The 24,185-nt window shown below is 36.7% G+C and carries 23 protein-coding genes, 1 tRNA gene and 1 pseudogene; 16 read left to right on the top strand and 9 right to left on the bottom strand.

The window, feature by feature from the left end; genetic code table 11:
* The first annotated feature begins 39 nt into the window (after positions 1–39).
* The 4 genes from SOM16_RS16475 to SOM16_RS16460 all read left to right on the top strand — a co-directional run bounded on the left by SOM16_RS16475 (position 40) and on the right by SOM16_RS16460 (position 3,412).
* Positions 40–960 carry a DMT family transporter gene (locus SOM16_RS16475; RefSeq protein ID WP_320465092.1) on the top strand — a complete coding sequence of 307 codons (921 nt, stop codon included), beginning with the start codon at positions 40–42 and terminating at the stop codon, positions 958–960.
* 46 nt (positions 961–1,006) lie between these two features.
* Positions 1,007–2,293, top strand: coding sequence for a DUF2851 family protein (locus tag SOM16_RS16470; RefSeq protein ID WP_320465091.1), 1,287 nt, complete (start codon positions 1,007–1,009; stop codon positions 2,291–2,293).
* A 551-nt stretch (positions 2,294–2,844) separates the two neighbouring features.
* Positions 2,845–3,060 (top strand): hypothetical protein, encoded by a 216-nt coding sequence (locus tag SOM16_RS16465; RefSeq protein WP_320465090.1) that lies wholly within the window; start codon positions 2,845–2,847, stop codon positions 3,058–3,060.
* A 133-nt stretch (positions 3,061–3,193) separates the two neighbouring features.
* Entirely contained in the window at positions 3,194–3,412 is a 219-nt protein-coding gene (locus SOM16_RS16460; protein WP_320465089.1) for a PspC domain-containing protein, read from the top strand.
* 264 nt (positions 3,413–3,676) lie between these two features.
* On the opposite strand, the gene SOM16_RS16455 is transcribed toward SOM16_RS16460, so the two are convergent.
* Positions 3,677–4,330 (bottom strand): ankyrin repeat domain-containing protein, encoded by a 654-nt coding sequence (locus SOM16_RS16455; protein WP_320465088.1) that lies wholly within the window; start codon positions 4,328–4,330, stop codon positions 3,677–3,679.
* 357 nt (positions 4,331–4,687) lie between these two features.
* Between SOM16_RS16455 and SOM16_RS16450 the strand changes: the two genes are divergently transcribed.
* The 6 genes from SOM16_RS16450 to SOM16_RS16425 all read left to right on the top strand — a co-directional run bounded on the left by SOM16_RS16450 (position 4,688) and on the right by SOM16_RS16425 (position 10,668).
* Positions 4,688–7,288 (top strand): DNA translocase FtsK, encoded by a 2,601-nt coding sequence (locus SOM16_RS16450; RefSeq protein WP_320465087.1) that lies wholly within the window; start codon positions 4,688–4,690, stop codon positions 7,286–7,288.
* Between the two features lie 58 nt (positions 7,289–7,346).
* Entirely contained in the window at positions 7,347–7,997 is a 651-nt protein-coding gene (locus SOM16_RS16445) for an outer membrane lipoprotein carrier protein LolA (RefSeq protein WP_320465086.1), read from the top strand.
* 234 nt (positions 7,998–8,231) lie between these two features.
* Complete coding sequence (locus SOM16_RS16440) at positions 8,232–9,137, top strand: right-handed parallel beta-helix repeat-containing protein (protein WP_320465085.1); 906 nt, start codon at positions 8,232–8,234, stop codon at positions 9,135–9,137.
* 182 nt (positions 9,138–9,319) lie between these two features.
* Positions 9,320–9,592 carry a hypothetical protein gene (locus SOM16_RS16435; RefSeq protein WP_320465084.1) on the top strand — a complete coding sequence of 91 codons (273 nt, stop codon included), beginning with the start codon at positions 9,320–9,322 and terminating at the stop codon, positions 9,590–9,592.
* 49 nt (positions 9,593–9,641) lie between these two features.
* Positions 9,642–10,406 carry an MBL fold metallo-hydrolase gene (locus SOM16_RS16430; protein WP_320465083.1) on the top strand — a complete coding sequence of 255 codons (765 nt, stop codon included), beginning with the start codon at positions 9,642–9,644 and terminating at the stop codon, positions 10,404–10,406.
* A 178-nt stretch (positions 10,407–10,584) separates the two neighbouring features.
* Positions 10,585–10,668 (top strand) — tRNA-Leu (locus tag SOM16_RS16425).
* A 217-nt stretch (positions 10,669–10,885) separates the two neighbouring features.
* On the opposite strand, the gene SOM16_RS16420 is transcribed toward SOM16_RS16425, so the two are convergent.
* Together SOM16_RS16420 and SOM16_RS16415 are read right to left on the bottom strand one after the other, a co-directional pair.
* The gene (locus SOM16_RS16420; protein ID WP_320465082.1) at positions 10,886–11,842 is read right to left on the bottom strand and encodes a DUF6602 domain-containing protein; all 957 of its coding nucleotides are present in this window, start codon (positions 11,840–11,842) and stop codon (positions 10,886–10,888) included.
* A 37-nt stretch (positions 11,843–11,879) separates the two neighbouring features.
* Positions 11,880–12,263, bottom strand: a pseudogene (locus SOM16_RS16415) (HEPN family nuclease); the annotation flags it as partial.
* Positions 12,264–12,770: 507 nt separating this feature from the next.
* Between SOM16_RS16415 and SOM16_RS16410 the strand changes: the two are divergent.
* Together SOM16_RS16410 and SOM16_RS16405 are read left to right on the top strand one after the other, a co-directional pair.
* Positions 12,771–13,601 (top strand): sce7726 family protein, encoded by an 831-nt coding sequence (locus SOM16_RS16410; RefSeq protein WP_320465081.1) that lies wholly within the window; start codon positions 12,771–12,773, stop codon positions 13,599–13,601.
* 17 nt (positions 13,602–13,618) lie between these two features.
* Positions 13,619–14,539 carry a sce7725 family protein gene (locus tag SOM16_RS16405; RefSeq protein WP_320465080.1) on the top strand — a complete coding sequence of 307 codons (921 nt, stop codon included), beginning with the start codon at positions 13,619–13,621 and terminating at the stop codon, positions 14,537–14,539.
* Between the two features lie 740 nt (positions 14,540–15,279).
* On the opposite strand, the gene SOM16_RS16400 is transcribed toward SOM16_RS16405, so the two are convergent.
* Positions 15,280–15,408: a hypothetical protein gene (locus tag SOM16_RS16400; RefSeq protein WP_320465079.1), complete on the bottom strand. Its 129-nt coding sequence runs from the start codon at positions 15,406–15,408 to the stop codon at positions 15,280–15,282.
* Positions 15,409–15,893: 485 nt separating this feature from the next.
* The gene (locus SOM16_RS16395) at positions 15,894–16,532 is read right to left on the bottom strand and encodes a hypothetical protein (RefSeq protein ID WP_320465078.1); all 639 of its coding nucleotides are present in this window, start codon (positions 16,530–16,532) and stop codon (positions 15,894–15,896) included.
* Positions 16,533–16,921: 389 nt separating this feature from the next.
* Here SOM16_RS16395 and SOM16_RS16390 point away from each other — a divergent pair, with 389 nt between their 5' ends.
* Positions 16,922–17,926 (top strand): PDDEXK nuclease domain-containing protein, encoded by a 1,005-nt coding sequence (locus SOM16_RS16390; protein ID WP_320465077.1) that lies wholly within the window; start codon positions 16,922–16,924, stop codon positions 17,924–17,926.
* 104 nt (positions 17,927–18,030) lie between these two features.
* Here the strand turns inward: SOM16_RS16390 and SOM16_RS16385 are convergent, their stop codons facing one another.
* Positions 18,031–18,354, bottom strand: coding sequence for a nuclear transport factor 2 family protein (locus tag SOM16_RS16385; RefSeq protein ID WP_320465076.1), 324 nt, complete (start codon positions 18,352–18,354; stop codon positions 18,031–18,033).
* Between the two features lie 18 nt (positions 18,355–18,372).
* Positions 18,373–19,167, bottom strand: coding sequence for an SDR family oxidoreductase (locus SOM16_RS16380; RefSeq protein ID WP_320465075.1), 795 nt, complete (start codon positions 19,165–19,167; stop codon positions 18,373–18,375).
* A gap of 207 nt (positions 19,168–19,374) precedes the next feature.
* Between SOM16_RS16380 and SOM16_RS16375 the strand changes: the two genes are divergently transcribed.
* The 3 genes from SOM16_RS16375 (at position 19,375) to SOM16_RS23260 (ending at position 22,515) form a co-directional block, all read left to right on the top strand.
* A complete protein-coding gene (locus SOM16_RS16375; RefSeq protein ID WP_320465074.1) occupies positions 19,375–20,277 on the top strand; it encodes an AraC family transcriptional regulator in 903 nt (300 codons plus the stop codon).
* A gap of 579 nt (positions 20,278–20,856) precedes the next feature.
* Positions 20,857–22,242 carry a DUF6055 domain-containing protein gene (locus SOM16_RS16370; protein WP_320465073.1) on the top strand — a complete coding sequence of 462 codons (1,386 nt, stop codon included), beginning with the start codon at positions 20,857–20,859 and terminating at the stop codon, positions 22,240–22,242.
* Between the two features lie 117 nt (positions 22,243–22,359).
* Complete coding sequence (locus SOM16_RS23260; protein WP_414692269.1) at positions 22,360–22,515, top strand: LodA/GoxA family CTQ-dependent oxidase; 156 nt, start codon at positions 22,360–22,362, stop codon at positions 22,513–22,515.
* A 161-nt stretch (positions 22,516–22,676) separates the two neighbouring features.
* Here SOM16_RS23260 and SOM16_RS16365 read toward each other — a convergent pair whose 3' ends face one another.
* Entirely contained in the window at positions 22,677–23,150 is a 474-nt protein-coding gene (locus tag SOM16_RS16365; RefSeq protein ID WP_320465072.1) for a DUF6265 family protein, read from the bottom strand.
* A 62-nt stretch (positions 23,151–23,212) separates the two neighbouring features.
* Positions 23,213–24,028 (bottom strand): helix-turn-helix domain-containing protein, encoded by an 816-nt coding sequence (locus SOM16_RS16360; RefSeq protein ID WP_320465071.1) that lies wholly within the window; start codon positions 24,026–24,028, stop codon positions 23,213–23,215.
* Between the last annotated feature and the right edge of the window lie 157 nt (positions 24,029–24,185).

Genomic DNA, 24,185 nt, shown 5'->3' with positions numbered 1-24,185 from the left:
CGTGTTCTCTGCATTTCCGTGTCAAACCGCTAGCTAACCATGAAATCGAAAATAGATTTGAAACTAGTGCTCGCTCTAACTGGAGTAGCATTGATCTGGGGTACAACTTATTTAGGGATTCGCGTTGCTGTGTCATCAATTCCAGCCTGGTATGTAACGGCCATTCGCCAAACCATCGCTTCCTTAATAATTTTGATTATTCTGATTAAGCAGAAAGAATTGAAATGGATCGGATGGTCGAATTTAAAAAGGCAGATCCTGCTTTCTATTTTGATGGTGGTGATTGCAAACGGTATGACAACAGTTGCAGAGAAAACTATTCCAAGTGGATTAACCTCCTTAATCAATGCTACTTCACCGTTGTTGGTTTTTCTGGGCTGCGTATTCTTGGGAATTCAAAAAGCCAGCTTAAAAGGTTTTATTGGTGTGTTTATTGGCTTCTTAGGAATTGTCTTTATTTTTAGAGATGGTATCAGTGATTTGTTAGAGCCAGGTTATCGCAATGGCATATTATCGTTGGTAATCGCCGTTTCAGGCTGGACTATCGGAACCATTTACTCAAAAAAACATAGTGGAAAACCTCAATATATATTTCTGAATTTATTCTATCAGTTTGTTTTTTCTGCGGTTGTTCAGTTGGGTTTAGCGCTTATCTTTTCTGGCAAAGCTGATATTAGTGCATGGAAAACAGAAAGCATTTTTGCTGCGGTTTATCTTGCGATTTTTGGCTCGGTATTGGGCTATTTCTGTTATCATTATGCCCTTAAAAAGGTTTCTGCGTCTGAAGTTTCTATTTTGACATATTTCAATACAATTATTGCCATTTTTTTGGGATGGTTAATCTTAAATGAGCATGTTGATTTAGATTTAATTGTGGCAACAGTATTGATTATTGCGGGCGTGTTCATCACCAATTATAAAAGGAAAGCAGAAGAAAAAGTAATTATTGGAAACAAATAAAAGCGAATGATTTAAAACTTTTGGGAATATTTATTACCTTTCATGTATGAATTTTCCAGAAGATTTTCTTCATTATGTTTGGCAGTTCAGATCTTTCGACTATAAGGATCTAGCTGTAGTAGGTGGAGAAAATCTAAAAATTATTCATCAAGGTTTTTTAAATAAGAACGCAGGTCCCGACTTTAGCAATGCGAAAATAAAAATAGGCGAAACGGTTTGGGCTGGAAATGTTGAGATTCATCTCAAATCGTCTGATTGGCTAAAGCATAACCATCAGGTAGATCAATCGTATGACAATGTGATTTTGCATGTGGTTTATGAAAACGATGTTGAAATTAAGCGTACTGATGGATCTATTTTGCCCGTTTTAATATTGAAAGGTAGAATTTCAGGCGAATTGATGGACAGGTATGCGAATTTATTTTTAACCTTAAATGATTTTCCATGTGCTCCACAGATTCAAACTGTAGATTCACTTATTGTAGACTCCTTTCTTTCCAGAACATTAATTGAGAGATTTGAGCAAAAAACACAAACCGTACTAGAAACATTAATTCAATCAAAAGGAAATTGGGATGAGACTTTTTATCGTTTCCTTGCTCGTAACTTTGGATTTAAAGTAAATGCCTTGCCTTTTGAGCTTGTAGCAAAAGCGGTTCCTCAACAAATCTTTAGTAAGCATAAAAACAATCCTCAACAAATTGAAGCTCTGGTTTTCGGTGCTGCCGGGTTTCTGAATGATCAGTTTGAGGAAAAATACCCTGAATTGCTAAAAAAAGAATTTCAGTTTCTTCAAAAGAAGTATAATATCAAACCAGTAGAAGTAACTAACTGGAAATTTATGAGGATGCGGCCACAAAATTTTCCTACTATTCGTTTAGCACAATTTGCCGCACTGATTACAAAGTCTAACCATCTGTTTTCAAAGGTTATAGAAATACAGGATTTGGCAGAATTACGAAGCTTGTTTGAAAATTTGCCCGTTAACAGTTACTGGCAATCACACTACCATTTTAAGAAAACGGCTGATGGCGTTGGCTTACAGATTGGCAAAAGCTCTATTGATAATATTCTGCTTAATACGATTGCCCTTTTTTTGTTTGCCTATGGAAAACATACTGGAACACAATTTTATATCAGCAGAGCCATTCGCCTTCTGGAAAGTTTGGCAGCTGAAAAAAATGCAATTACAAACAAATTTATTGAAGCAGGAGTTAAAATCGAGAATGCCTTTGCCTCGCAGGCAATTCTTCAATTAAAAAGGCAATACTGTGATCAAAAAAAATGCTTATCATGCGGCATTGGTATCAAGATATTAAAACAAGCGAAATAACGCTAACCCTGGCAGGTTTCATCGAGATAATCTATTAAATAAGAAACGATCTTCCTTATTCAGTATTAGGAATTTTCAACCGATGTTTTCGGTCTTGTTAAAAATACATTTTAGGATATAAATATTGCATATTCATAAAAGGTATAATTACCCTTTTATAAAATTGCGTAGTTTTCGCAATGCTTAATGCTTTATCTTCGTGATAGTTAGAATTGAATCAACGGGACGATTTAGATTTATAACTCATACATGTACTTGTATGATTTAGATTAATAATTAGCGATCTGGATGGGTCTCTAGTTATAAATTAAAGCCTTGCAACATGTAAGGCTTTAATTGTTTATACGCCGTATTCATTAGCTTTATCGTGCGTAATGATCATAAAATAAAAGATCTTACAAGTAATTGCTATATTGTTGAAAGTAAATGATAAAGAAACTATAATACTATAGTTATTCAAATCAGGGTATAAGTACTTGTTTGATCATTTTTAAAAATAAAATTTAAAATTATCGCCTCAAACATTATCATATAAATAAGGTTTTAATATTATGGAATTTCCACACGAACTTAAAGAGCATTATCCAGATAAAATTATTGAAGTAAGAGGGAATGCTGACGCGCTAACCGTTATATTAATGGCCAACGTTGATATTGAAAAATTTAAGAATGAATTGAAAAAAAAATATGCTCATCTGGATGAGCAACAAATTCTTTTTATCAAACATGAAGATAAGCAGGATTTTGAAAAGCTTATCTTAGACTAGTATTTTTAAATTAGTCATTAGATGATATTTAATGTGTTTACTTAAATATTATGACTAAATTAGTATTAAAAGTGGCGTATTTATTTCGATTTATTTATTTCGTTTAATGATTTAGATTTAAAATGAGCTAGAAATGTTTCAGAGAATCATCACCTATTTTGAGCAGCGAAGTTTTGGTGTTTCCACTTACTTGGCGAGTAAGCTGAACATGAGCACAGCGAAGGTTCGTTTGTTTTTTATATATTCCTCTTTTTTAGCGGTAGGCTTCCCGATATTATTTTATTTCCTCGCAGCAATCGTGTTGGATATCAGAACGTATATGAAAAAAATGCGATCGAGGATTTGGGAGTAGGATCCCACTGCCGTTAGATGAAAACTTCATTATGCTCGTTCACACCCAGTAGTTCGAAAATTAATTTACCTAGTCTATTTATCGAATGCTAAAAGAATCTTCTATCTATGAGTTGTTTTTCGCCAATAGAAAAATCATGCTGATAAATTAACAGCTAAAGCTTAGGCAGATTCGTGAGGCGTCCACCTGTAGGCGAAAGATATGAACACAAGGTTTTACTCTCGGCTTTCGAGGGGGGCGTACCCTCTTTACGAGCCTAGGCAGTTAATCCTCTCTTAAAATTTCTGCTATTTCGTTAAAACCTTTCTCTGCAGCTAAATCTGCAGGTAACTTTCCACCTTCCATCCGTAAACCTACTTCTGCACCATGTTCCAGAAGCAGAATAATTAATTCAATATTTCCGAGTTGTGCCGCAGTATGTAATGGAGCCAAACCTGCTTTCTGGCAAACGTTTGGATATGCACCTGCGTCTAAAAGCATTTTTGTAATCCCTAAATTATTAGCTGCCACAGCAGAGTGAATAGGAAAAACATTAAAGCCATTTTTTGAGGCCAGGTTAACATCAGCACCCTTTAATACAAGAAATCGGGCTAAATCTTCATGTCCGAAGTAACATGCCAAACCAAGTGGCGTGAAACCGTCTTCAGAAAAGGTATTAATGCTTCCGGGATTTTGAAAAATAAGTAACGTAGCGGTATCAAATTTACCCACAGCACAGGCTTCAAACAACGTTAGATCATCTGTAAATTCAAGAATCAAATCAGCAATTTGTTGCTTTTTATAATAGCAGGCTAATAATAATGGTGAAATTTGATGAGACGTATTGGTATTCGCCAGTCTGGGGTTTTCGACTAAAATTTCTTTAACGGCCTGAAAATTTCCCATCTCAATCTGTGCTTCAAGTTGCGCGATGTCCATATTGTAGAATAATCTAATGTAAAAAACCGACTTAAATTAATAAAATATAAGTGATTATCTAATTTCAGAAACTATTTGTTGGTTTTTTTTTGAGGATTGAATGGATATTTACTGTATTATCTTTTTTGGTAAATAAAAATTCCGTTTAGCTTCTCCAAGCTAAACGGAATAAAACCTAAAACAAAATCCGTTTCATGTAAAACGTACAACTTGTGTGCTGTTGAAATAATAGACAGGATTTTTTGTGCAAGGTTTAAGTGGTAATTAATCTTTTATTTAATTTCCTGTGGATTTAAAATCACGATAGATACAACTATATATTTTATATTTGTTCGTTAATCAATATTAGGATAGAAAATGGCGGTAAGGGGAAACCAATTTAAAACCAATACATTCAGAGATAAAGGTGCTGAGAATGCATCCGGCAGGCCATCTTTTAATCGCCAGCCAAAAGAAAAAAGAGATTACTTGCCAAATTTCGATTTGCAGGATGGCCGTGCAATAAAAATTGTGGGATTGTTTTTCGTTATTCTTTCACTTTATTTCTTAATTGCTTTTACCTCCTACTTATTTACCTGGCAAGATGATCAGAGTTATGTAATTGATGCCAATGGTGGCTGGGGCAACTTATTTAAAACATCAGAAGAATTAAAAGATGCTGGCGTAACTACACCTGTTGTGCAAAACTGGTTGGGTAAATTTGGTGCGTTATTATCGCATCAATTTATTTACGAATGGTTTGGCGTTGCATCTTTTCTATTTGTTTTAGCATTTTTTATTATTGGCTACCGCTTATTATTTAAAGTTAAAATTCTTTCGATTTCAAAAACACTCGGTTACAGCTTCTTCTTTTTATTGTTTATTTCTTTAACCTTTGGCTTTGCTCATAGTTTCTGGACAGAATCTCCACATTATGTTGAGGGCGAGTTTGGTTACTGGAGTAATAAATTGTTAGCGGCTCAGATAGGTGCGGCAGGCGTAGCCGGTTTTATTGCTTTTGCTGGTTTAACCATCCTGATTATCGCTTACAACATCGATTTTAAATTTCCTGAACGTAAAGAAAAGGAAGTTTACCTGGATAATGAAACACCAGATTTCGTTAACGAGGTGAGAGAACAATTCGCTAATAAAAGAGAAACAGAAAACGAAAGCTCTTCCCCGATTGAATTTCCTGTTCGCGAAAAGCCACTTGCAGTAAAGGAAAGAAAACAGCAGAACGTAGTGTTACAGCCAAACAGATTTGAGCAGCCAGAGGTCGAAGAGCCATCAACTGCTCCGGTGGTTTTATCGCCAATGGCTACTAATTTACCCATGGCTGTTTCTGCATCAGCGGCTATGCCACTTACTGTAGAGCCGATTATCGAAGAAGAAAACGAGCCTACCTTCACCATAGAAAAAACGGAAGAAGAGAAAAAGTCAGACGATTTAGTGGAGCAATTTGGCAATTACGACGAAAAATTAGACCTGTCTGGTTATCGATATCCAACAGTAGATTTATTAGAGAACTACGGTACCAATAAAATTTCAGTTAATGCAGAAGAACTGGAAGCGAATAAAAATAAAATTGTAGAAACCCTCAATCACTATAATATTGAAATTGATAAGATTAAAGCGACTATCGGTCCAACGGTAACACTTTATGAGATTATCCCTGCACCAGGAGTTCGAATTTCAAAGATCAAAAACTTAGAAGATGATATCGCGCTTTCATTAGCAGCGCTCGGAATCAGGATTATTGCTCCAATGCCAGGGAAAGGAACAATCGGTATCGAAGTTCCCAACCAACACCCTGAAATGGTGCCGATGAGAAGCATTTTAAATACCGAAAAATGGACTTCCAATACCATGGATCTTCCAATTGCTTTAGGGAAAACCATCAGCAACGAAGTATTTATCGCCGACTTGGCCAAAATGCCCCATTTATTGGTTGCAGGGGCAACTGGTCAAGGTAAATCGGTTGGTATCAATGCTATCTTAGTCTCCCTGTTATTCAAAAAACACCCTGCGCAATTAAAGTTTGTATTGGTTGACCCTAAAAAGGTAGAGTTAACGCTGTTCAACAGAATTGAGCGACACTTTTTGGCTAAGCTTCCGGGTGAGGCCGATGCCATTATTACGGATACTAAAAAAGTTGTTAATACCTTAAACTCGCTTTGTATTGAGATGGATCAACGTTATGATTTGTTGAAAGATGCTCAGGTAAGGAATTTGAAGGAATACAATGATAAATTTATTAAGCGAAAACTTAACCCAAATAATGGCCATCGGTTTTTACCATTTATTGTATTGGTAGTAGATGAATTTGCCGATTTAATGATGACGGCTGGTAAAGAGGTAGAAGCGCCGATTGCCCGTTTGGCACAGCTGGCGAGAGCGATTGGAATTCACCTTGTTTTGGCCACTCAGCGTCCTTCTGTTAATATTATTACGGGTACAATTAAAGCCAACTTCCCGGCCAGGCTAGCCTTCAGGGTTTTATCTAAAATTGATTCGCGTACCATTTTAGATAGTGGAGGTGCCGATCAATTGATTGGTAGGGGAGATATGCTTTTATCAACCGGAAGCGACTTGATCAGGCTACAGTGTGCATTTGTCGATACACCAGAGGTGGATCGCATTTCTGAATTTATCGGTAATCAACGTGGCTATGCTGATGCTTATCAATTACCAGAATACATTGATGAAGCTGGTGAAGGAAGTAAGGCAGATTTCGATCCTAATGAAAGAGATAAACACTTTGAAGATGCTGCACGACTAATTGTAATGCATCAGCAAGGTTCTACATCCCTTATCCAGCGGAAATTGAAGTTGGGTTATAACCGTGCAGGTAGAATTATAGATCAGCTGGAGGCTGCCGGTATTGTTGGTCCGTTTGAAGGAAGTAAAGCCCGTGAAGTTTTGTATCCTGATGAATATTCTTTGGAACAATTCTTGAATGATATGAAGAGCAAAGACTAGATTAAACCAAAAGGCAAAAATCTATTCTAACCTTTCAAATAAATTTAAAAAACACGAGATGAAGAAATTAATTTCAGCAGTAATGGTTGTTGTTGCTTTTACAACGTCAACCTATGCTCAAACTGATGCAAAGGCTAAAGCAATTTTAGCAGAGGTAAGTAAAAAATATAAATCATATGATGTTGTTAAAACCGATTTTTCTTTCACTTTAGATAATCCAAAGGCCAAAGTTAAAGAAACACAACAAGGTACATTATACGTTAAAGCCAATTCAAATAAGTACAAAGTGGCCATGACGAATCAGGAATTATTTAGTGATGGTAAAAGCCAATGGACATATCTGAAAAAGGACAAAGAGGTTCAGGTTAGTAATGTAGACAATAGCGGCGAGGGAATTAATCCTGCAAAAATCTTCACTGTTTATGAAAAAGGATTTAAATACATTTATACCGGAGAGCAAAAGGTTGGCGCTAAAACTTATCAGATGATAGACTTAACGCCTGTTGATGCAAAAAAAGCGATCTTCAAGGTTCGTTTAAGTATTGATAAGGCGGCAAAACAAATTGCAAACGTAGTGTTATTTGATAAAAATGGGAATAAATACACTTACAATGTGAAAACTTTTTCACCGAATGTAAAGGTTCCTGAAACAACTTTCGCTTTCGATGCTAAAAAATATCCAGGTGTTGAAGTGGTTGATTTAAGATAAATTAATCATTATAAAATATTTATTAATGGCCCGGCTGCTTCAGTCCGGGCTTTTTTTGTTTTCAAATTTAAGATCTCACCTTAAATCTCTAAAAATTATGATTTAATAGTACTGTATTTTTAGTAAGTCATTTAAAGTACGGGAACGTTTGCATAGAAAAACATTTCTTTAGATACTATATTGTATTCTTATGATTAATTTCACTATTAATATTAACCAAATATAAATCTAATCATGAAAAAAAAATCAGGTATTCTCGTACTCGGGATGGCTATTGCTATGCTGGGATGCAAAAAAGACAACGCTTCCATTGCTGAAGTTGAAAATGGTCAATCTATTGTTCAGTCAAACAAATTAGCTACAAATGCTGCCGCTGCGGTAAGTGCAACCGTAACTACAGAAGCGGCCTTAAAATCTGCCATTTCTAATGCACAACCAGGAGACGTAATTACAGTTAGTGGTACTATTTATTTAACCAGTACGCTTCAGCTACTTAAAAGTGGTAAATCAGGTTCAAAAATTAATTTCACGGGTGGTATACTGGATTGTTCTAATGTATCTGGTGCGAACTGGGGCGTTAAAGTGAACGGAAGCTACTGGAACATCACTAACATGACCATCAGAAATGCACCAGACTGTGGTATCGTTTTCCAAACTGGAGGTTACAATTATGTAAATAACGTAACCACTTATGGCAATAAAGATTCAGGGCTTCAAATTTACAATGGCGGCCACCACAACAGCATTAACAATTCTACTTCTTATGATAACTATGATGTTGCCAACGGTGGTGAAAACGCAGATGGATATGCCTGTAAATTATCTGCAGGTGCAGGTAATAGTTTCAATTCATGCAATGCTTATCACAATTCTGATGATGGTTGGGATTTATACGGACAGCCTTCTACAGTGGTAATTAACAATTGCACCGCTTCCAATAACGGTTATGGTTCTAACGGCGATGGGAATGGTTTTAAATTGGGTAGTGCCGGACAAAATGTTACACATACCGTTACCAATTGCAAATCCAACAACAACAAAGGAAGTGGTTATGATGGAAATGGAAATATGGGGCATATCACCACAACAGGTAGTGGTGGTTCTGGTAATGTGAAAGGACTTTTTAACCGCATTTTCTAATTATATCATATCTTGATACAAAAGGTTCAGCTGGAAACGGCTGAACCTTTTGTATTTACCTGTTGTTGATAGGTGTAGGCTGTGAAAATATTTTAGCCTTAATATTTCTTTTAGTAAAACTAATCTTCATTTTTTTAAACGGTATTTATGAATGCTGCGCAGATTTCTCTAAGTTTGTTCTAATGTCGTTGCCTTTAACAAATCATACTTTGGAGAAATTGGAACTACTGCTTTTAGCCATGGGTTTTAAGGTTAGGTACGAAAAAGGAAATTTTAAAACAGGTTCTTGTTTGTTGGAGCACAACAAAATTATCGTCGTTAATAAGTTTTCCAGTTTGGAAGGTAAAATTGCTGCTTTGGTAGACCTGGTGAAGCAAACCAATCCAGATGAGAATATGCTTGATGAAAAACAGCGTCAGTTCTTTCATTCGTTACAACAAACTAAATTATTTTGATGGTTATAAACTACTTGGATTACGCATTTAAAAAGGAAAGTTTAAAAGGATGAAGGTTACTTTTTTAGGTACCGGTACTTCTCAAGGTGTTCCGGTGATTTCTTGTAATTGCGAGGTTTGCCAGTCTGATGATAGGCGTAACAATCGTTTGAGAACTTCAATACTGGTAGAGCTTGCCGACAAAATTCTTGTAGTGGATAGTGGTCCTGATTTTCGGTATCAGCTACTGCGTGAAAAGGTAAAGGATTTAGATGCGGTACTTTTTACCCATGAACATAAAGATCATATTGCAGGGCTGGATGACATACGGCCGTTTAATTATTTGCGCCAAAAGGTGATCGATGTTTATGCTACCGAACGGGTACAAACGGCATTGAAACGGGAATTTTATTATATTTTTGCCGACACTAAATATTTTGGTTTACCACAGATCAACTTACACACTGTAAATAATGGGGAAAACTTCGAAATAGGAGCAAATACCATTATTCCTTTCGAGGTGATGCATCATCTGCTACCTATTACGGGCTATCGGATTGGTGATTTCACGTATATTACAGATGCTAAAACCATTCCCGATCATTCTTTTGAAAAAATAAAGGGTTCTAAAATATTAGTCATCAATGCCTTGCAAAAGGAGCCACATATTTCTCATTTTACATTGGATGAAGCGATTGCATTTGCTGAAAAAATCGGTGCAGAAACCACTTACTTAACACATATCAGTCATAATTTAGGCTTGCACGAAGAGGTAGAGAAAGGTCTCCCTGCTAATATCAGACTGGCTTACGATGGCTTGAAAATAGAATTGTAAAATTGCTATTTCCAAACTCTAAAATTAAACTATATTTGCATCATAAACCTAGGGGGCAATCCCGATAGCTATCGGGATGGTAGACACCTTCGGGAATGATTAAGTAGTAAATACCCAGGTGGCGATCCCGATAGCTATCGGGATGGTGGACGCCTTAGGGAATGATTAAGTAGTAAATACCCAGGTGGCGAAATTGGTAGACGCACCAGCTTGAGGGGCTGGCGCCTGTATGGGTGTGGGAGTTCGAATCTCCTCTTGGGTACTCAAGCAGATTGAGTGTTTTTTAAAATGCTTAATCTGTTTTTTATTTTATAGTAAGCTTTTAGTCTGTTAAATAACTAAAAAAGGAATAGGCAAATGACTAATACTTAATGACGATTTTTATTTCCTGTAGCTCGATACTCAGGCAGCGATATCAGTCTATGGGAGAATTTCAAAAATAAACTCATCTAGTATTAGGCTTTTCATCTGAGCACGGCTTAACTATCGATTGCACCAATATAATCATGTGTTATATAGTGCCAGCCTATAGGATCGCCATTGTCTATCGCAAGTTTTGCTGAAAGAAAAGGCTGCATCACATCTGCTGGACTGGTTCCATGGTAATCAACCGGATAAAACCTGGAAATTTTGGCAGCAATCATTTCTGCTAGAATGGCTAAGTTTTCTCCAGTTGATGATGCCATAAAAACAAAATTATCATTTTCAATTAATGGAATATGAGGTTGTCCGTTGAGTTTAACGATACATGAATCATTTGATATAATCATATCCGGTAAGCTAAAAGGTCCGAATCCTTTGACTCCAATATTCTTTTGAAGGAAAGCATATAATTTATTTCTCAGGGACTTTTCATTTTTTAATCCATAATAACCGAAAACTACGCGCGTTGGATTGTTAAATTGAGTTAACAGCTCGTGAAATATAAATTCATTTTGTAGATCTAATTTCGATGCATCTTCATAACTGTTAAGCCATATTCTAGTGGATATTGAAAAAATTTTTCTAAACTCCAACCAACAAGAGCTATCCAGACCATTAACATTTCTATCAAATTCCTGAATTTCTTTCAAATGACTATAGGCTTCTCTAAGATCATTTGTAAAAAATCTCTTTTTAATTTCAAAGATCATGAGGACATCAGATACAGAATAAACGTGCTGCTCCTTCGAGCCGGGCACTTTTTCTCCTTCACCCTTTACCAACATGCAGTCGATCTGACCAGACAATTTAAAATCCTTATTACCTATAAAGCCTGTTACAACCCTTAAATCAGAATCCGGTGGGAGAGTGGCATCAATGCTATTCAATAATGCTGCTTCATATTGGTCACCGATACTGGGCCGATGCTCCATTTTATATTTAAACTTGCCAATCTTTTGAACTTCAAAAGCTAGTACTTCTTCAATGATTTCTTTAATGCTTGTAACCTTCATGAGCGATAATTTATTTTTGGGGTAAGGATAGAGGTTGTTATTGGACTTTTGTATGCTGAGCTTTGGCTTTTAAATTACTTAATAGCCAATTTGAGTAATATCTTAAAAATGGCAATAACTCATTCGCTTGGAATCTGGCAACCTCATATCCCGCACCCTTCTCTTCATCATAAAAGATGATCTCATTGATCAACAACTCTTCAGAATGCGATTCGACTTTAATCATAAAGTGGGCTGCCAAATGGCGAAGCGCAATAATCAATTCTTTAATATAGGTAAAATCCGGATTGATGAGCACGGCATTTAATCCCATATCCTGTTTTATTTTTGATAATAACCTTTCATTAGGAATAGCATCTATCGTTTTTTCCTTTGGAAGAACAATAAGCCTGGTAAGGCAATTAATTAGTAAAGTATAATTGTACTGCTCATTAAAAGCAAATTTATGCTAAATACTTTCATACTGTTCGATCAGTGACATTGTTCTTTCGACAAATTCATATTCCAAATCTTTATAATAACCCATTGTCTTTTTTTAGACGCAAGGTAAGAAAATAAAATTGTGCGATCATAGAGTGAATGCTAAATTATAGATGTACAATCTTTGAGGTATAGATAATTACCATGCGGATGTTTCACAGGAATATCTCATTATTCCGCAGGCTTTGGTTTTTTATGAGCGTCCAATTTTCCCATCAAAATTGGGGCAAGCGGTAATTGGGTTAACAGTTTACAATTTGTATCTTTCTTACCAATGTTTACTAAGTTTTATATTTTAGTTATATAGTCTTTTTAGCTCATTATCCCTGTGGTATTTTATATATTTGCAGTCAATTAATCAAATGCGTGCGATTTTTACTAGTTACAGCGTTTCTCTAATATGATAAAATGCAATTCTCATGTTTCAAGTGGAAGATATCATAATGCATTGGCACAGATATTTGGACCCTCTCTTTTGAAGAAAATAACTAGTCAAGAGTATGAGTTGCAACTTAAGAACCTTTTGAAGCAAAGCAATTTATATGATCCTCTCAAACCATGGAGTTTACTGGATGGCCTGTCTGATACTTATAACTATTTAAAAAAATTCTATAGATGTGAATACATTTATAAAAATGAGATCGCCAATCAGTTACTGTTAAAATATCATAATGATAATTCTGCAACGATGCTCAAAGAGGTTAATTCGCATTCTTGCATTGCTGATGTAATAATCATAAATGGTTCTACGGTAGCATATGAAATTAAAACTGAGCTAGACAATTTTGAAAGACTTCCGAATCAAGTAGCATCATTTTCGAAAATATACGATCAACTGAACGTGGTAACTCACTATAAAGCGATTCCATCTTTGGAAGCTTTTTTACCCGAAAATGTAGGTATAATGTATTTAGATGACAAAGGTATTATCAAGAGCTACAAACCAGCTGAATCAAATGTCGAATTGTTTGATCCAACTGTTTCCTCTCTTACATTACGTCAATCAGAACTTATGATCGCTTATAATAAGTATGAAGGACCAATGCCTAGAATGGGAACTGCTCTCATACATAGGTATTGCATTAACTGGTATCAAAAACTGGATTTAACAATTTCTCGTAGAATTTTTGCTGAATCCCTAAAGGCGAGAAGACCTTCAGATCACCAGTTTGAAACGATGATGCAATGCCCTCCATCTTTGCGGTCGTTAATGCTGGGCGTAAATTTTTCAAAAAAAAATTGTAATGATATAAAAGAGAAAATACTTACATTGGTGTAGACCAAATTAACGTTCGTATGTATTTTCCTTTTTTAAGAGGTAAACAATTTGAGCTAGAAGCAATAATTGAATTACCCAACCATGTATTTAACAATACAATTCCAATTATTGAACCAGTAAATCTGCCAAAACGCAGCTTGTACAGTCAAATTTGTCAAAGAAATTTTCCAGTCATTTTGATCATCAACCCGTATCATCCACAAGGGAGTAGAAAATCAATGGATGAAATTCAGTCTCTGATTGATGATAAGCTAACCAATCAATTAAACGTAATCGTTGGATTTTTGATCGATGGAAGATTCAGTTTAACCGATTTCCAATTATTCATAAATTCGAACCCAAATCTTAGTAAAGCAGTTATCTTCAGAAGCAATCCTGTGAGAAATGATCTGCCGGCAATTCAAGCTGAGTTACGGCAGAATCCAGTTCGGTATCTTATTTTTGACGGTAACAAAACCACTCAAAGCACTAAAAACGTTTTCGCATTTCATAATGATCATGTATTATTATATGATGGATTTCAAAGACAAGATAAAAATTTGAACTACCCTGTTGCAAGCGCCTTTGATTCAATATTTGATACATGGAGAATTGCTGGCTTAGCAGGTTGTGGAGATTACGTTACAATAGGCGATTACTTCATGCCAGGAGGAGGTCAAGTGCGTGTAGTTACTATACATATAACCGTAAATACTGAAAACGGCCTCGAGGTAATACATTTCTCCTCTACAGTAAATGCAGGTGTATCTGGACTAGCAGCTGAGAAGGTGGTAGAGGCGATAGATCTTCTGGTTCATTCCCCTTCTGTAAGACCTCTTCAATCAGTTGGTTTAGAAATATTGCGCTCTTTCCATGCATCTGGACACAACCCGCAGTTAGGTGCATTGAAGAAGGCTTCTATTATGCATCATATTGAACTTATGTCCTCAATAATCTAAGTGTATATTTTTTTTTGCTATTCCCTCAACACAATTAAGTTGGATATTCACTTTGTTATACCAGGTTTTTTTTGCGTGAGTTCAACAGAAGTAGCCGAAATATATTACCATTCTGTCCGTAGGGTTGAGCGTAAGGAGACTGCGAATATCGGAGAAACCAAGTTGAGTTTAGAAACTCAACACTATGCCATAATCCGTGGAGTCGCTGTGCTTAACTCTACGAACAGATAGGTTTTTTTTATTCCTATTGATTTGGAACTTTAGTAAAATGATTATTGCGATAATTAATTTATTGAGTTTTGAAAGCGGGATTGGTGAAATGAGAAAAACTAATTCGGTAAATTCAAGTTATTCAGTTAGATAGTTTACTGTCGCTTTCATAAGATGGATTGTCATTTAATTTTATTTAACAGTTTTTATTCATTTTTTAATTATTTTTAAATTAGATTTGTCAACCAATTAATGAAGGAGTTTACCCACATAGCTAAATTTTATTCCATTCCTTGCTATTTCAACCAGCAAACAATGGAAGTCAAAGGCACGAATTTTTTCTACGATAAATTGATTGATATAAGAATATTTATAGAAGACATTTTTCCATCTGAGAATGGATATAAAATAGAAGTTGTTAGAGCAATTTAAAACATTATCATCCAAAAGGTGTTGTATTTAAAAAGAAAAGGCCAGCACTGACCAAGCGCCGACCAATCTTTCAAATTAAATGTCCAGTTTAATTTGGCCTATAAAGCCACCTCGAAACGGAATACTCCGCCTTTTGGATGATAGATACGTTTCCCTTTTCGGGTAATGTATCTAGTATAAATCACCTTATAAGCTTTTCCATCTTTGTATATGATTTCTTCATTCATTATTGCGTCCTCCTTTCTAGCAACTTAGATTTTGGACAAGCCACTTTTAAAACCCTTCTCGATTTGGTCTAAATGTTCTGTTCAATCGAGCAACCAGAACAAAAATCCTTCTGCTCCTTCCGTTTTCATGTTTTTTTTGTTTAAATTTTGATCAGTTGACGCAAATCAATGTAAATCATTGTAATAAAATGGAAACCAAATATAAAGATTAACTTATACATTTTAATAACCACTCTTTTAATGTTGAAAACTTGCAGTATTATTAATACGTAAAATTTATTTATTTAAAATTTTCATATGTAGAAAATAGTAATTATGCGGTTTTTATTTTTCTAGCTTTTGCTATACTGCTTTATACATAATCAGCAACCAACTTCTGAATGAGCGAGAGGCTTATCCAAATTTGACCTATCACATCGGTATCCCCTTTTAGTCAATATTAAGCCCTAACCTCCGCAAGGGCTTAATTTGTATATTTATTTTACTCACTCAAAACTTCCACTCCCATCTGCAACATAACTGTAAATCACTATATATTCGGTTCCGTTCTTTTGAAAAAGCCCAATAGGAATATCACCTTTTTCGAAGTAGGCCGATTTACTTTTGAATGGAATACCGCAATGAATGGTATTGGGTTCTATTTGATGATAAACGACATCGTTTCTGTTGTTTGCAATGGCGATTAATGCTGATAAATTTTTGCTTGATCCTTTTTGGTTGTATTTTGGATGATGCGGGTGCTGATTGGCTAATACCCAGGCGCCGGGCGTCATCGGTTTATAAAATTTGTCCAAGGGGATATCGAACCTGCGTGGCGAAAAATAAGAAGCTATTGTTCCATTGGTGGTGATGGCTCCGGTTTCTATAAAGAAATGACTTATTTTAATCCAATGCCTGGTGAGCTGATAAACGTATTCCCGGATGGAATTTTGCCCGTCTTCTAAAAATTCTGCCCATCCGGTATAGCGAGGCAAAGTCATCATGATTTCAGAAATATTACCATCAATATGATGTAAGGTTGCCTTTACCGCACAAATGGCAGGTAATACATTAGTGTTGGCTGATTCAGCTGCAACCTGAGCAGGGAGCTGTGTGTTTGGGTTTTTACTTTTGGTAGTTCGCATAACCGTAAAATAAAGTATCCTGGTCGCTGCGAACTACCAAATAACTCTTCACAGAGAAATTGAAAATGTGGGGCTACCACTCGACCAGGAATATTGTTAAAGAAATTTAATTGATTTTAGCTCTGTGTTTAAGTGAATGATGATATTAATTAGTAATTCGCATAAGCAATTTAGAAATAATATCTCAAAACAAAAAGAAAAATCTTAATTATTTAATTTGGTTTATCATCAGCGTTTAAGGTAGCTTCGGTTATCTTCTTTTGTTGCTGTAATTTCTTCATGTGGGTCAATACTCCAATCAATTATCTCACCGGCATAAGTTTCATTATACAGTTTGGATTCTTTTTCAATATTAACGACTCATCGATTGTTTTCTTTAAATTTGAAGTATGACCAATTATATCGAAGAAATCAGAGGTATATTAGCTGCAGCCAGACAAAAAGCTTACACAGCTGTGAACGCGGCAATGGTGGAGGCATATTGGCTGATCGGAAAACGTATTGTTGAGCAAGAACAGCATGGTGAAGAAAGAGCTGTTTATGGTGAAGGTATTTTGAAAGAACTTTCCAAAGCTTTGACAACTGAATTTGGGAAAGGTTTTTCATACTCCAACTTGCGTAATTTTCGCCAATTTTACCTCACCTACCGTGATAATGAGATTTGCTACACACTGTGTAGCAAATTGACATGGAGCCATAATCGGTTAATAATGAGGGTTGAAAATGAGGCTGCAAGAGGATTTTATTTAAACGAAGCTGCAGAACAGAATTGGAGTGTTCGAACGCTGGAACGTAATATTAACACTTTCTACTACCACAGGCTTTTATCTTCGAATGATAAGGCTATAAATCAGGTAGATAGTAAAATATTAGAAACACAAATACCTGAAGATTTTATTAAAGACCCCTACATCTTTGAGTTTCTAAATATAGCGCAACCCGCAACTGCAAATGAGTCGGAAATTGAAACAGCATTAATAGAGAATTTACAACAGTTTTTACTTGAACTGGGAAAAGGATTCTCTTTTATTGGCAGGCAATTTCGAATCAGTACAGAGATAGACCATTTTTATATTGATTTGGTGTTTTATAATTATTTGCTTAAATGTTTCGTGCTAATTGATTTAAAAGCTGGGAAACTTACCCATCAGCATGTGGGGCAAATGGATATGTATAGACGGATGTTTGATGACCTAAAGAAACCAGAAGGAGATAATCCAACAATAGGTATTATTCTTTGTACAGAAAAAAGTGAAACAGTAGTTAAGTATTCCGTGATCAACGATAATCCGAGACTCTTTGCAACTAAATACATGCCTTATCTACCTACGGAAGAAGAACTGATTGCAGAAATAGAACGGGAAAAGTTAAAACTAAACCTTTTTAATAGTTAATAATTACAACATTTACCCAATAATAGCATGGTTAAAGAAAACCGCCGTATCGGAGATAGACGGTTTTCTGTTGTTGTGTCACCGTACCCTATATATACCCAATATTATTCGGTTACCTTTAGGGAATCGATAAGGTTGTCCTTAAAGCCAAAATTGAAATTCAGCTTTACCGGACTTCCCGGAAAGGTGCCCGAAACATTTGCTGTCAGTATACCGCTTAAACCAGTCTGCTCGAAGTTGAGCGGTTCCAGCTCAGATTTATAGGCATCCATTGCATGTTGAATCCATTGATGGATTTCTTGTTTGCCATTATGGGTTTTCCCCTCGTCATGAACGATGGCAGACTCGGTGAAACAATCCGCGAAAGCCTTGCTATCGTAATTGTGCTGCGTTTCTATGAAACGAGATACTACTTGTGGTAATTCCATGATTATATGATTAAGTTGTTAAATAGTCGGTACCGTTCCGCCATCAATGACGAAGTTTGTCCCTGTTAAGTAATTGGCTCTTGGCGAGACCAGAAAGCCAACCAATTCGGCCACTTCCTCTGGTTGGGCCGGCCTGCCGAAAGGTATCCCTCCCAGTGCATCCATTACACTTTGCTGAGCCTGCTCTATGGTGCTATTTGAATTTCTGGCAATTTCACCCAGCCAGGCTTCCGATGCTGTAGTATTTATCCATCCGGGGGAAACAGTTAGCACACGTACACCTTTTGGCGTAACCTCATTTGATAAACTTTTACTGTAATTAATCAGGGCTGCTTTTGAAGCTGCGTAGGGCAATGTGGAATCGTAAAGTGGCAATTTGCCCTGGATGGAAGCAATGTGAATGATAACACCATCTTTACGATCGATCATCTGTGGTAAAAATCCCTTGTCAAGTCTTACTGGGGCAAGTAGATTAGCTTGCAAGGTAGATATCCAATCTTCATTACTCAATGATGAAAATCCACCGGCTGGCGTGGTTGAACTGCCAAGGTTGTTTACCAGGATATCCAGCCTGCCATAGGTTGACAGTACCTCGCTAATTACTTTTTGCGCATCTTCTGATCTGCTCAGGTCTGCAGAAACAAAATAAAGATCCGGATCTGGTTGTTCGGATCTGTTCCTCGCCGTAATGATCACTGTTGCACCAGCTGCCTTTAAACGTTCTGCTATTGCTTTACCGGTACCTTTGGTTCCACCTGTTACAAGGGCGATCTTTCCGGAAAGTTCATTGCTGTAATTGATTTGCTGTGTCATATTTCTAATTTTGACTAAATAGATTTTGTTTACAATACAAATCTAGGGACTGTGAATGTTTAGAAACATAGCCAGATACGGCCGAAATATGTTCAGATTTCCTTTCCATATTGATGTAGTATTTCAGATGATATGCTAAATTATTGTTATCTTATGTCAACCTGCTGCAAACAGGAAAAACGCCTGGTTCATAGTTTTATCGGTATTATGAAAAATAAGAAAAAACGTATTGAGGAACTGACCCTTGATCTGCTAAGGTCCCGAATGGATATTAATACCAAATTTAAGGGGCTGTACGTTTTTGATACCGATTCAAAAGAAATGGACACATCCTCAATCTCACCATATCGTGCCGATCATAATTCGATTCACCTGATCACTGAGGGAGAGGTCAATGTAAAGATCAATCTGCTAGAATATACGTTAAGAAAAAATGATCTTGTACTGTTTACAACCAATACTATCCGTCACTTTGGTACGGTTACCCCAGATTGTAAAGCGACCAATCTACTCTTCTCAAATGACTACTTATTGAACTCAGCCATCCCCTCAAAGACCGCAGAGGCTTATGATTACCTTACTGGTATCATTAGCCCGGTGTCCAGGCTTAGCGAAGATCAGGTTGACTTGTTCAAGGGGCAACTCTCCGTACTAGCGCTAAAGATGAAGGACACGAGAGCGAATAAGTTTTATGCGGAGGATATTTTGCGACACCTTTTTTCGGCTATTATTTTCGAGATTGGTGCACTGTATCAATCAGAGGTTCAGCCATACGTGGTATCTGGCAGCCGAAAGGAATATGTCGTACATCAGTTCCTTAAGCTTGTTATGAAGAAATTTAAAGAGGAAAGAAGTGTACAGGCCTACGCTGACATGCTAAATATCACTCCAAAATACCTAACCACTGCTACGCGTGGGCTTACGGGAAAAACCGCAGGAGAACTGATCGATGAAATGCTCATTACCGAGGCAAAGGTACTATTAAATGAGTCCGGGTTGCCGATCGCGCATATCGCTGAATCATTGAACTTTAGTGACCAGTTCGTATTCAGTAAATTTTTCAAGAAACATTGTGGACAAAACCCAAGCAGCTATCGTCGTAATACCTGATCGCATTCAATCGATTAGGTGAACGATAGTCACAAAAAATTATTTAAAGGATTCAATAAATACCTTTAAGTACAGCTTTACCCGAGATAGCGTCTGGTAAAATTTATTCTTGCATCTGCACAAACTACAGGTTAACTGACGCCGTATAGCTATTTTGGGGGCATATTGGTCAAAATAATTACTGGTAGCTGTATGTAGCCAGTTTTATTCTGTGCGCCTCAATACACCTCCCCGGACCGGTGTTTCTCTAGTAAAGGTAAACAGCCGGGGGAGCTTAACTAACAATATATCAATATTTTGCCGCTTATTGGTAATATTCGATCAGAATGACCGTCTTTTGTTTTGTAGATTTAAACATTCAATACTGTAGTTAACGAGAATCTAGTGGCCTCACGCTTCAACGCTTTTGTTCTGAATATAGAAATGTATTGTAATATCTGATGTTTTAAGTATTAACCCATTATAAAAATATTTTTCACGAACAGCCTTTTGACTTCTGAGGGAATTAACTACCCGAAGATGAGTTTGTTCTGTGATAAAATTTAATCAATTTATAAACCTAATCAAACAGAAACTAAAATGAAGAAACAAATTTTATTATTCCTGATCATTGTATCGTTATCAGGCTGTAAAGATGAATTTAACTCCATTCAGCCCGCTCGGTTAACCAACCCACAAAAGCAGGCTAAAACAGCCGCGGTTGCAGCTGCTGCGCCGGATGTTTATATTCCACAGGAACTAAGCTCAAATGATTTTAATAATTCGGCTAGCACATGGAGTTGGTCAAGATCCCGCTCTTCCGATCACTTTATTGTTTTCTGGGCAAAAGGCTATGGCACTAACGACCCAAATTCAACTGCCGTGCCAGCCACATACCGGGTAAACATTACTGATCTGCTGACCAAAGCAGAAGGCTTTTTTCAGTTAAATATAACTGAATTAGGTTTTGCTAATTTAGCTACATCCAAGCTAAGTAAATATAAGATGATGATCTTTATAAATTATCAAACGGAATGGCTGGCTACCGGTGCTGGCTATGATAATGTTATTGGTGCCCTGTGGGTTAGCCCGGCTACCATGCAGCCGGTTGGTCATGTAATCGGTCATGAGATCGGCCATTGTTTCCAATACCAGGTTTTTGCTGATCAGGGTGTTGGCGGGTTCCGGTATGGATTTGGCGGTAATGGCGGTAACGGCTTTTGGGAGCAAACTGCAAATTTCCAGGGATTCCAGAGCTATCCGTCGACGGTTTTTACCGCATATGACTTTACTGTTTATAAGGATAACTACCATCGCCATGTTCACCATGAATGGTACCGTTATGCCAGTTACTTTATCCTCTACTATTGGGAATTTAAAAGAGGGCGCGATTTTATCGGAAAATTATGGCGCGAGTCTCGCCAACCGGAAGATCCTATTCAAGCATACATGAGGCTCAATGGTATTAATGTGGCTACTTTTAATGGAGAAATATATGATCAGGCGGTAAGATTTGTTACCTGGGATATCCCTTCACTCCGGTCTTACGGGACCAATTACCATGGCGCCCAAACTTGGAATTACACAATGCTGACTGACGGAAGCTACCAGGTAGCATACGATCATGCCCCGGGTACTACCGGTTACAATGTTATCCCTTTAACCGTTCCGGCCGCAGGCACAGTTGTGTCGACCGTTTTTACGGGTATGGTTAATGCGCCTGGGTATAATCATGTAGCAAATCCGGCAAGAGCAGGTTGGCGCCATGGATATGTTGCGATTTTAAATACAGGAGAACGCAGGTATAGCGGCATGTGGACCAACAACGCTACTAGCAGCTTTACCGTGCCAGCTGGTACAGTAAAATTATGGTATGTAGTGACTGGAGCCCCGACTACCTATGCACCACATCCATGGGATGAAAACGAAGCCAATGATGACCAATGGCCTTTCAAAGTAAAATTCACGAACAGTTCCGTGTTGTAAGACATCGCAAAATAATACATTGCATTAAATTAAGATTGGGCCGTCTCAAGCTTGTTGAGGCGGCTTTTTTACATTAGCCTGGCTGCCATTCTATTTACAATCAAAAAGATAGACAACATGTCTGAAATCAAACAAGTAATCACTCACGCGGCCATACGTGTTGCCCGGGTAGGCAATAGTCCGGATGAATATTTGCTACTGCCTGATCTCATTAATGAACCAATAACCGATCCCGGTAATTTCCGTGACGCCGAGGGACGCATCAGGCGTTAGGCACCAACCGGCAGTTGCTTAAGATATCTTTGTGTAAGGAAAATAAGCCTGTTTGAAAAGGGACAGTCTTATTTTTTATCTAAAATAAATTGTCGGTAGTTTTTTACGTCAAATTGGTATCCCATATATGTCAGCGTTCAAAGTATTCAGTACAGCGGCTCTTATTTTGCTTTTTCCCGAATAAAAATATAATCAACACTTTTTCCATTACCTGAAATCACCGCCTTTATATGATTGCCGTTTCGGATATAGGTTATTTTTTTAGGAAAGTCATGTTCTGGGTTTTCACAGGTAAAGCCATTTTTGTTTAATGCAGTTAATTTAAAATAAACAGGTTTCTCATCTTCAGCAAGGGTCACTTTGTAAAAAATATCACTGTCCATAACTATGAATTCCAGGTTTTCAATAAAAATGACCTCTTTACCTTTTAAAGTAACACCTTTGCCGCTCAACTTTAAATCAGAAACCCTTTCCCAGGTTTCATAACCGGATTGCCCTGCTTTTGCATTGGTTCGTGCCCATTTTCCAGTTAGCCATTCCAGTTTTTTAAATTTCTGTTTGTTATGGTCCTGTGCAATGGCAGCATTCACTACTAATAACATGGAAATCATAAAGATTAGTTTTTTAGCTTTCATTTTTTTTAATCAAAAATAAGGTTGCTTAACTTTTCAATATTGTACAAATCCGACCTATTTAGTTATTTTTTCAAAAAGAAGTTTGCCATATTTTTTTCCTCGAAAAAGTAGGATGAGGGATCTTCGCCGGTAAAGGATTTGAAATTGCGAATAAAATGCGATTGATCGTAATATCCGGCCAGGTAAACAATGTTTGCCCAGGAATTTTTTTTTGATTTGATCAATTGAAAAATATGATTGAACCGTATAATCCGGGCATAGTATTTTGGAGAAAGGCCAATATATTTTTTAAATAAGCGTTCTAGTTGCCGTTCGCCAATTCCGGCCGATGCGGCCATTTCAGCAACATTAGCCATTCCATTTGAATTCAAGATAAGTTCAAGCGGTTTTTTTATTGGATTTACTAAAGCAGTATGAATAAGTATGGTAAAGTAATCGTCTAAAACTTTTTTAATAATCGACTCTTTTTTATTCTCCCCATTATTGCATATTGCCAATATCTTTTCTTTTAATTGTTTAAGTGCTACGTGTGGAAAGGAATCCAGGTCGACAATTTTATCCACATACTGATCCATACTCAAACCAAACAACTGGGTTAATGCTGCGGGTTTTAATTTAATGGCTATAGAGCCTGTAGTACCTGTGTTTTGAAGGTAAAAAAAAGTTCTGAGTTGCCCCGCTAATAAATTTGGCGATTGCAGATTCCATTCTTCATTAATTTTAGATTCATAAATGTCTCTATAATTAAAAATAATCTCTGTAAAACCATCGGGTATGATTTTCTCAACTATTGGCAGTGTGTTGTCACTGTACATCATCCAATAACACTCAATAAATTCGTCTAAATCAGGATGAGGCGTAATTTTGGTGAATTCCATTCGACTGGTTTTAAATGGTAAGATAGATCTTTTTTAAAATAAAAACCATTAGCTTTAATGGATAAGCTCAAAGGATTGGTCATTTTTGATCAATCTTCTTTCTATTAATGTATTCTCTTCTGTTATAAATCATATCCAGAATACCCTGGTTTTTAAA

It is taken from the genome of Pedobacter sp. CFBP9032, from assembly GCF_034045265.1.
Taxonomy (GTDB): Bacteria; Bacteroidota; Bacteroidia; order Sphingobacteriales; family Sphingobacteriaceae; genus Pedobacter.
Note: the sequence above shows the minus strand (reverse complement) of the source record. Positions and strands in the feature narration are given on the sequence as shown.

Excerpts from the sequence above, each read along its gene's own strand:
- SOM16_RS16475 (WP_320465092.1), top strand. The coding sequence starts at position 40 with ATGAAATCGAAAATAGATTTGAAACTAGTGCTCGCTCTAACTGGAGTA.
- SOM16_RS16470 (WP_320465091.1), top strand. The coding sequence starts at position 1,007 with ATGAATTTTCCAGAAGATTTTCTTCATTATGTTTGGCAGTTCAGATCT.
- SOM16_RS16465 (WP_320465090.1), top strand. The coding sequence starts at position 2,845 with ATGGAATTTCCACACGAACTTAAAGAGCATTATCCAGATAAAATTATT.
- SOM16_RS16460 (WP_320465089.1), top strand. The coding sequence starts at position 3,194 with ATGTTTCAGAGAATCATCACCTATTTTGAGCAGCGAAGTTTTGGTGTT.
- SOM16_RS16455 (WP_320465088.1), bottom strand. The coding sequence starts at position 4,330 with ATGGACATCGCGCAACTTGAAGCACAGATTGAGATGGGAAATTTTCAG.
- SOM16_RS16450 (WP_320465087.1), top strand. The coding sequence starts at position 4,688 with ATGGCGGTAAGGGGAAACCAATTTAAAACCAATACATTCAGAGATAAA.
- SOM16_RS16445 (WP_320465086.1), top strand. The coding sequence starts at position 7,347 with ATGAAGAAATTAATTTCAGCAGTAATGGTTGTTGTTGCTTTTACAACG.
- SOM16_RS16440 (WP_320465085.1), top strand. The coding sequence starts at position 8,232 with ATGAAAAAAAAATCAGGTATTCTCGTACTCGGGATGGCTATTGCTATG.
- SOM16_RS16435 (WP_320465084.1), top strand. The coding sequence starts at position 9,320 with ATGTCGTTGCCTTTAACAAATCATACTTTGGAGAAATTGGAACTACTG.
- SOM16_RS16430 (WP_320465083.1), top strand. The coding sequence starts at position 9,642 with ATGAAGGTTACTTTTTTAGGTACCGGTACTTCTCAAGGTGTTCCGGTG.
- SOM16_RS16420 (WP_320465082.1), bottom strand. The coding sequence starts at position 11,842 with ATGAAGGTTACAAGCATTAAAGAAATCATTGAAGAAGTACTAGCTTTT.
- SOM16_RS16405 (WP_320465080.1), top strand. The coding sequence starts at position 13,619 with ATGTATTTTCCTTTTTTAAGAGGTAAACAATTTGAGCTAGAAGCAATA.
- SOM16_RS16400 (WP_320465079.1), bottom strand. The coding sequence starts at position 15,408 with ATGAATGAAGAAATCATATACAAAGATGGAAAAGCTTATAAGGTGATT.
- SOM16_RS16395 (WP_320465078.1), bottom strand. The coding sequence starts at position 16,532 with ATGCGAACTACCAAAAGTAAAAACCCAAACACACAGCTCCCTGCTCAG.
- SOM16_RS16390 (WP_320465077.1), top strand. The coding sequence starts at position 16,922 with ATGACCAATTATATCGAAGAAATCAGAGGTATATTAGCTGCAGCCAGA.
- SOM16_RS16385 (WP_320465076.1), bottom strand. The coding sequence starts at position 18,354 with ATGGAATTACCACAAGTAGTATCTCGTTTCATAGAAACGCAGCACAAT.
- SOM16_RS16380 (WP_320465075.1), bottom strand. The coding sequence starts at position 19,167 with ATGACACAGCAAATCAATTACAGCAATGAACTTTCCGGAAAGATCGCC.
- SOM16_RS16375 (WP_320465074.1), top strand. The coding sequence starts at position 19,375 with ATGAAAAATAAGAAAAAACGTATTGAGGAACTGACCCTTGATCTGCTA.
- SOM16_RS16370 (WP_320465073.1), top strand. The coding sequence starts at position 20,857 with ATGAAGAAACAAATTTTATTATTCCTGATCATTGTATCGTTATCAGGC.
- SOM16_RS23260 (WP_414692269.1), top strand. The coding sequence starts at position 22,360 with ATGTCTGAAATCAAACAAGTAATCACTCACGCGGCCATACGTGTTGCC.
- SOM16_RS16365 (WP_320465072.1), bottom strand. The coding sequence starts at position 23,150 with ATGAAAGCTAAAAAACTAATCTTTATGATTTCCATGTTATTAGTAGTG.
- SOM16_RS16360 (WP_320465071.1), bottom strand. The coding sequence starts at position 24,028 with ATGGAATTCACCAAAATTACGCCTCATCCTGATTTAGACGAATTTATT.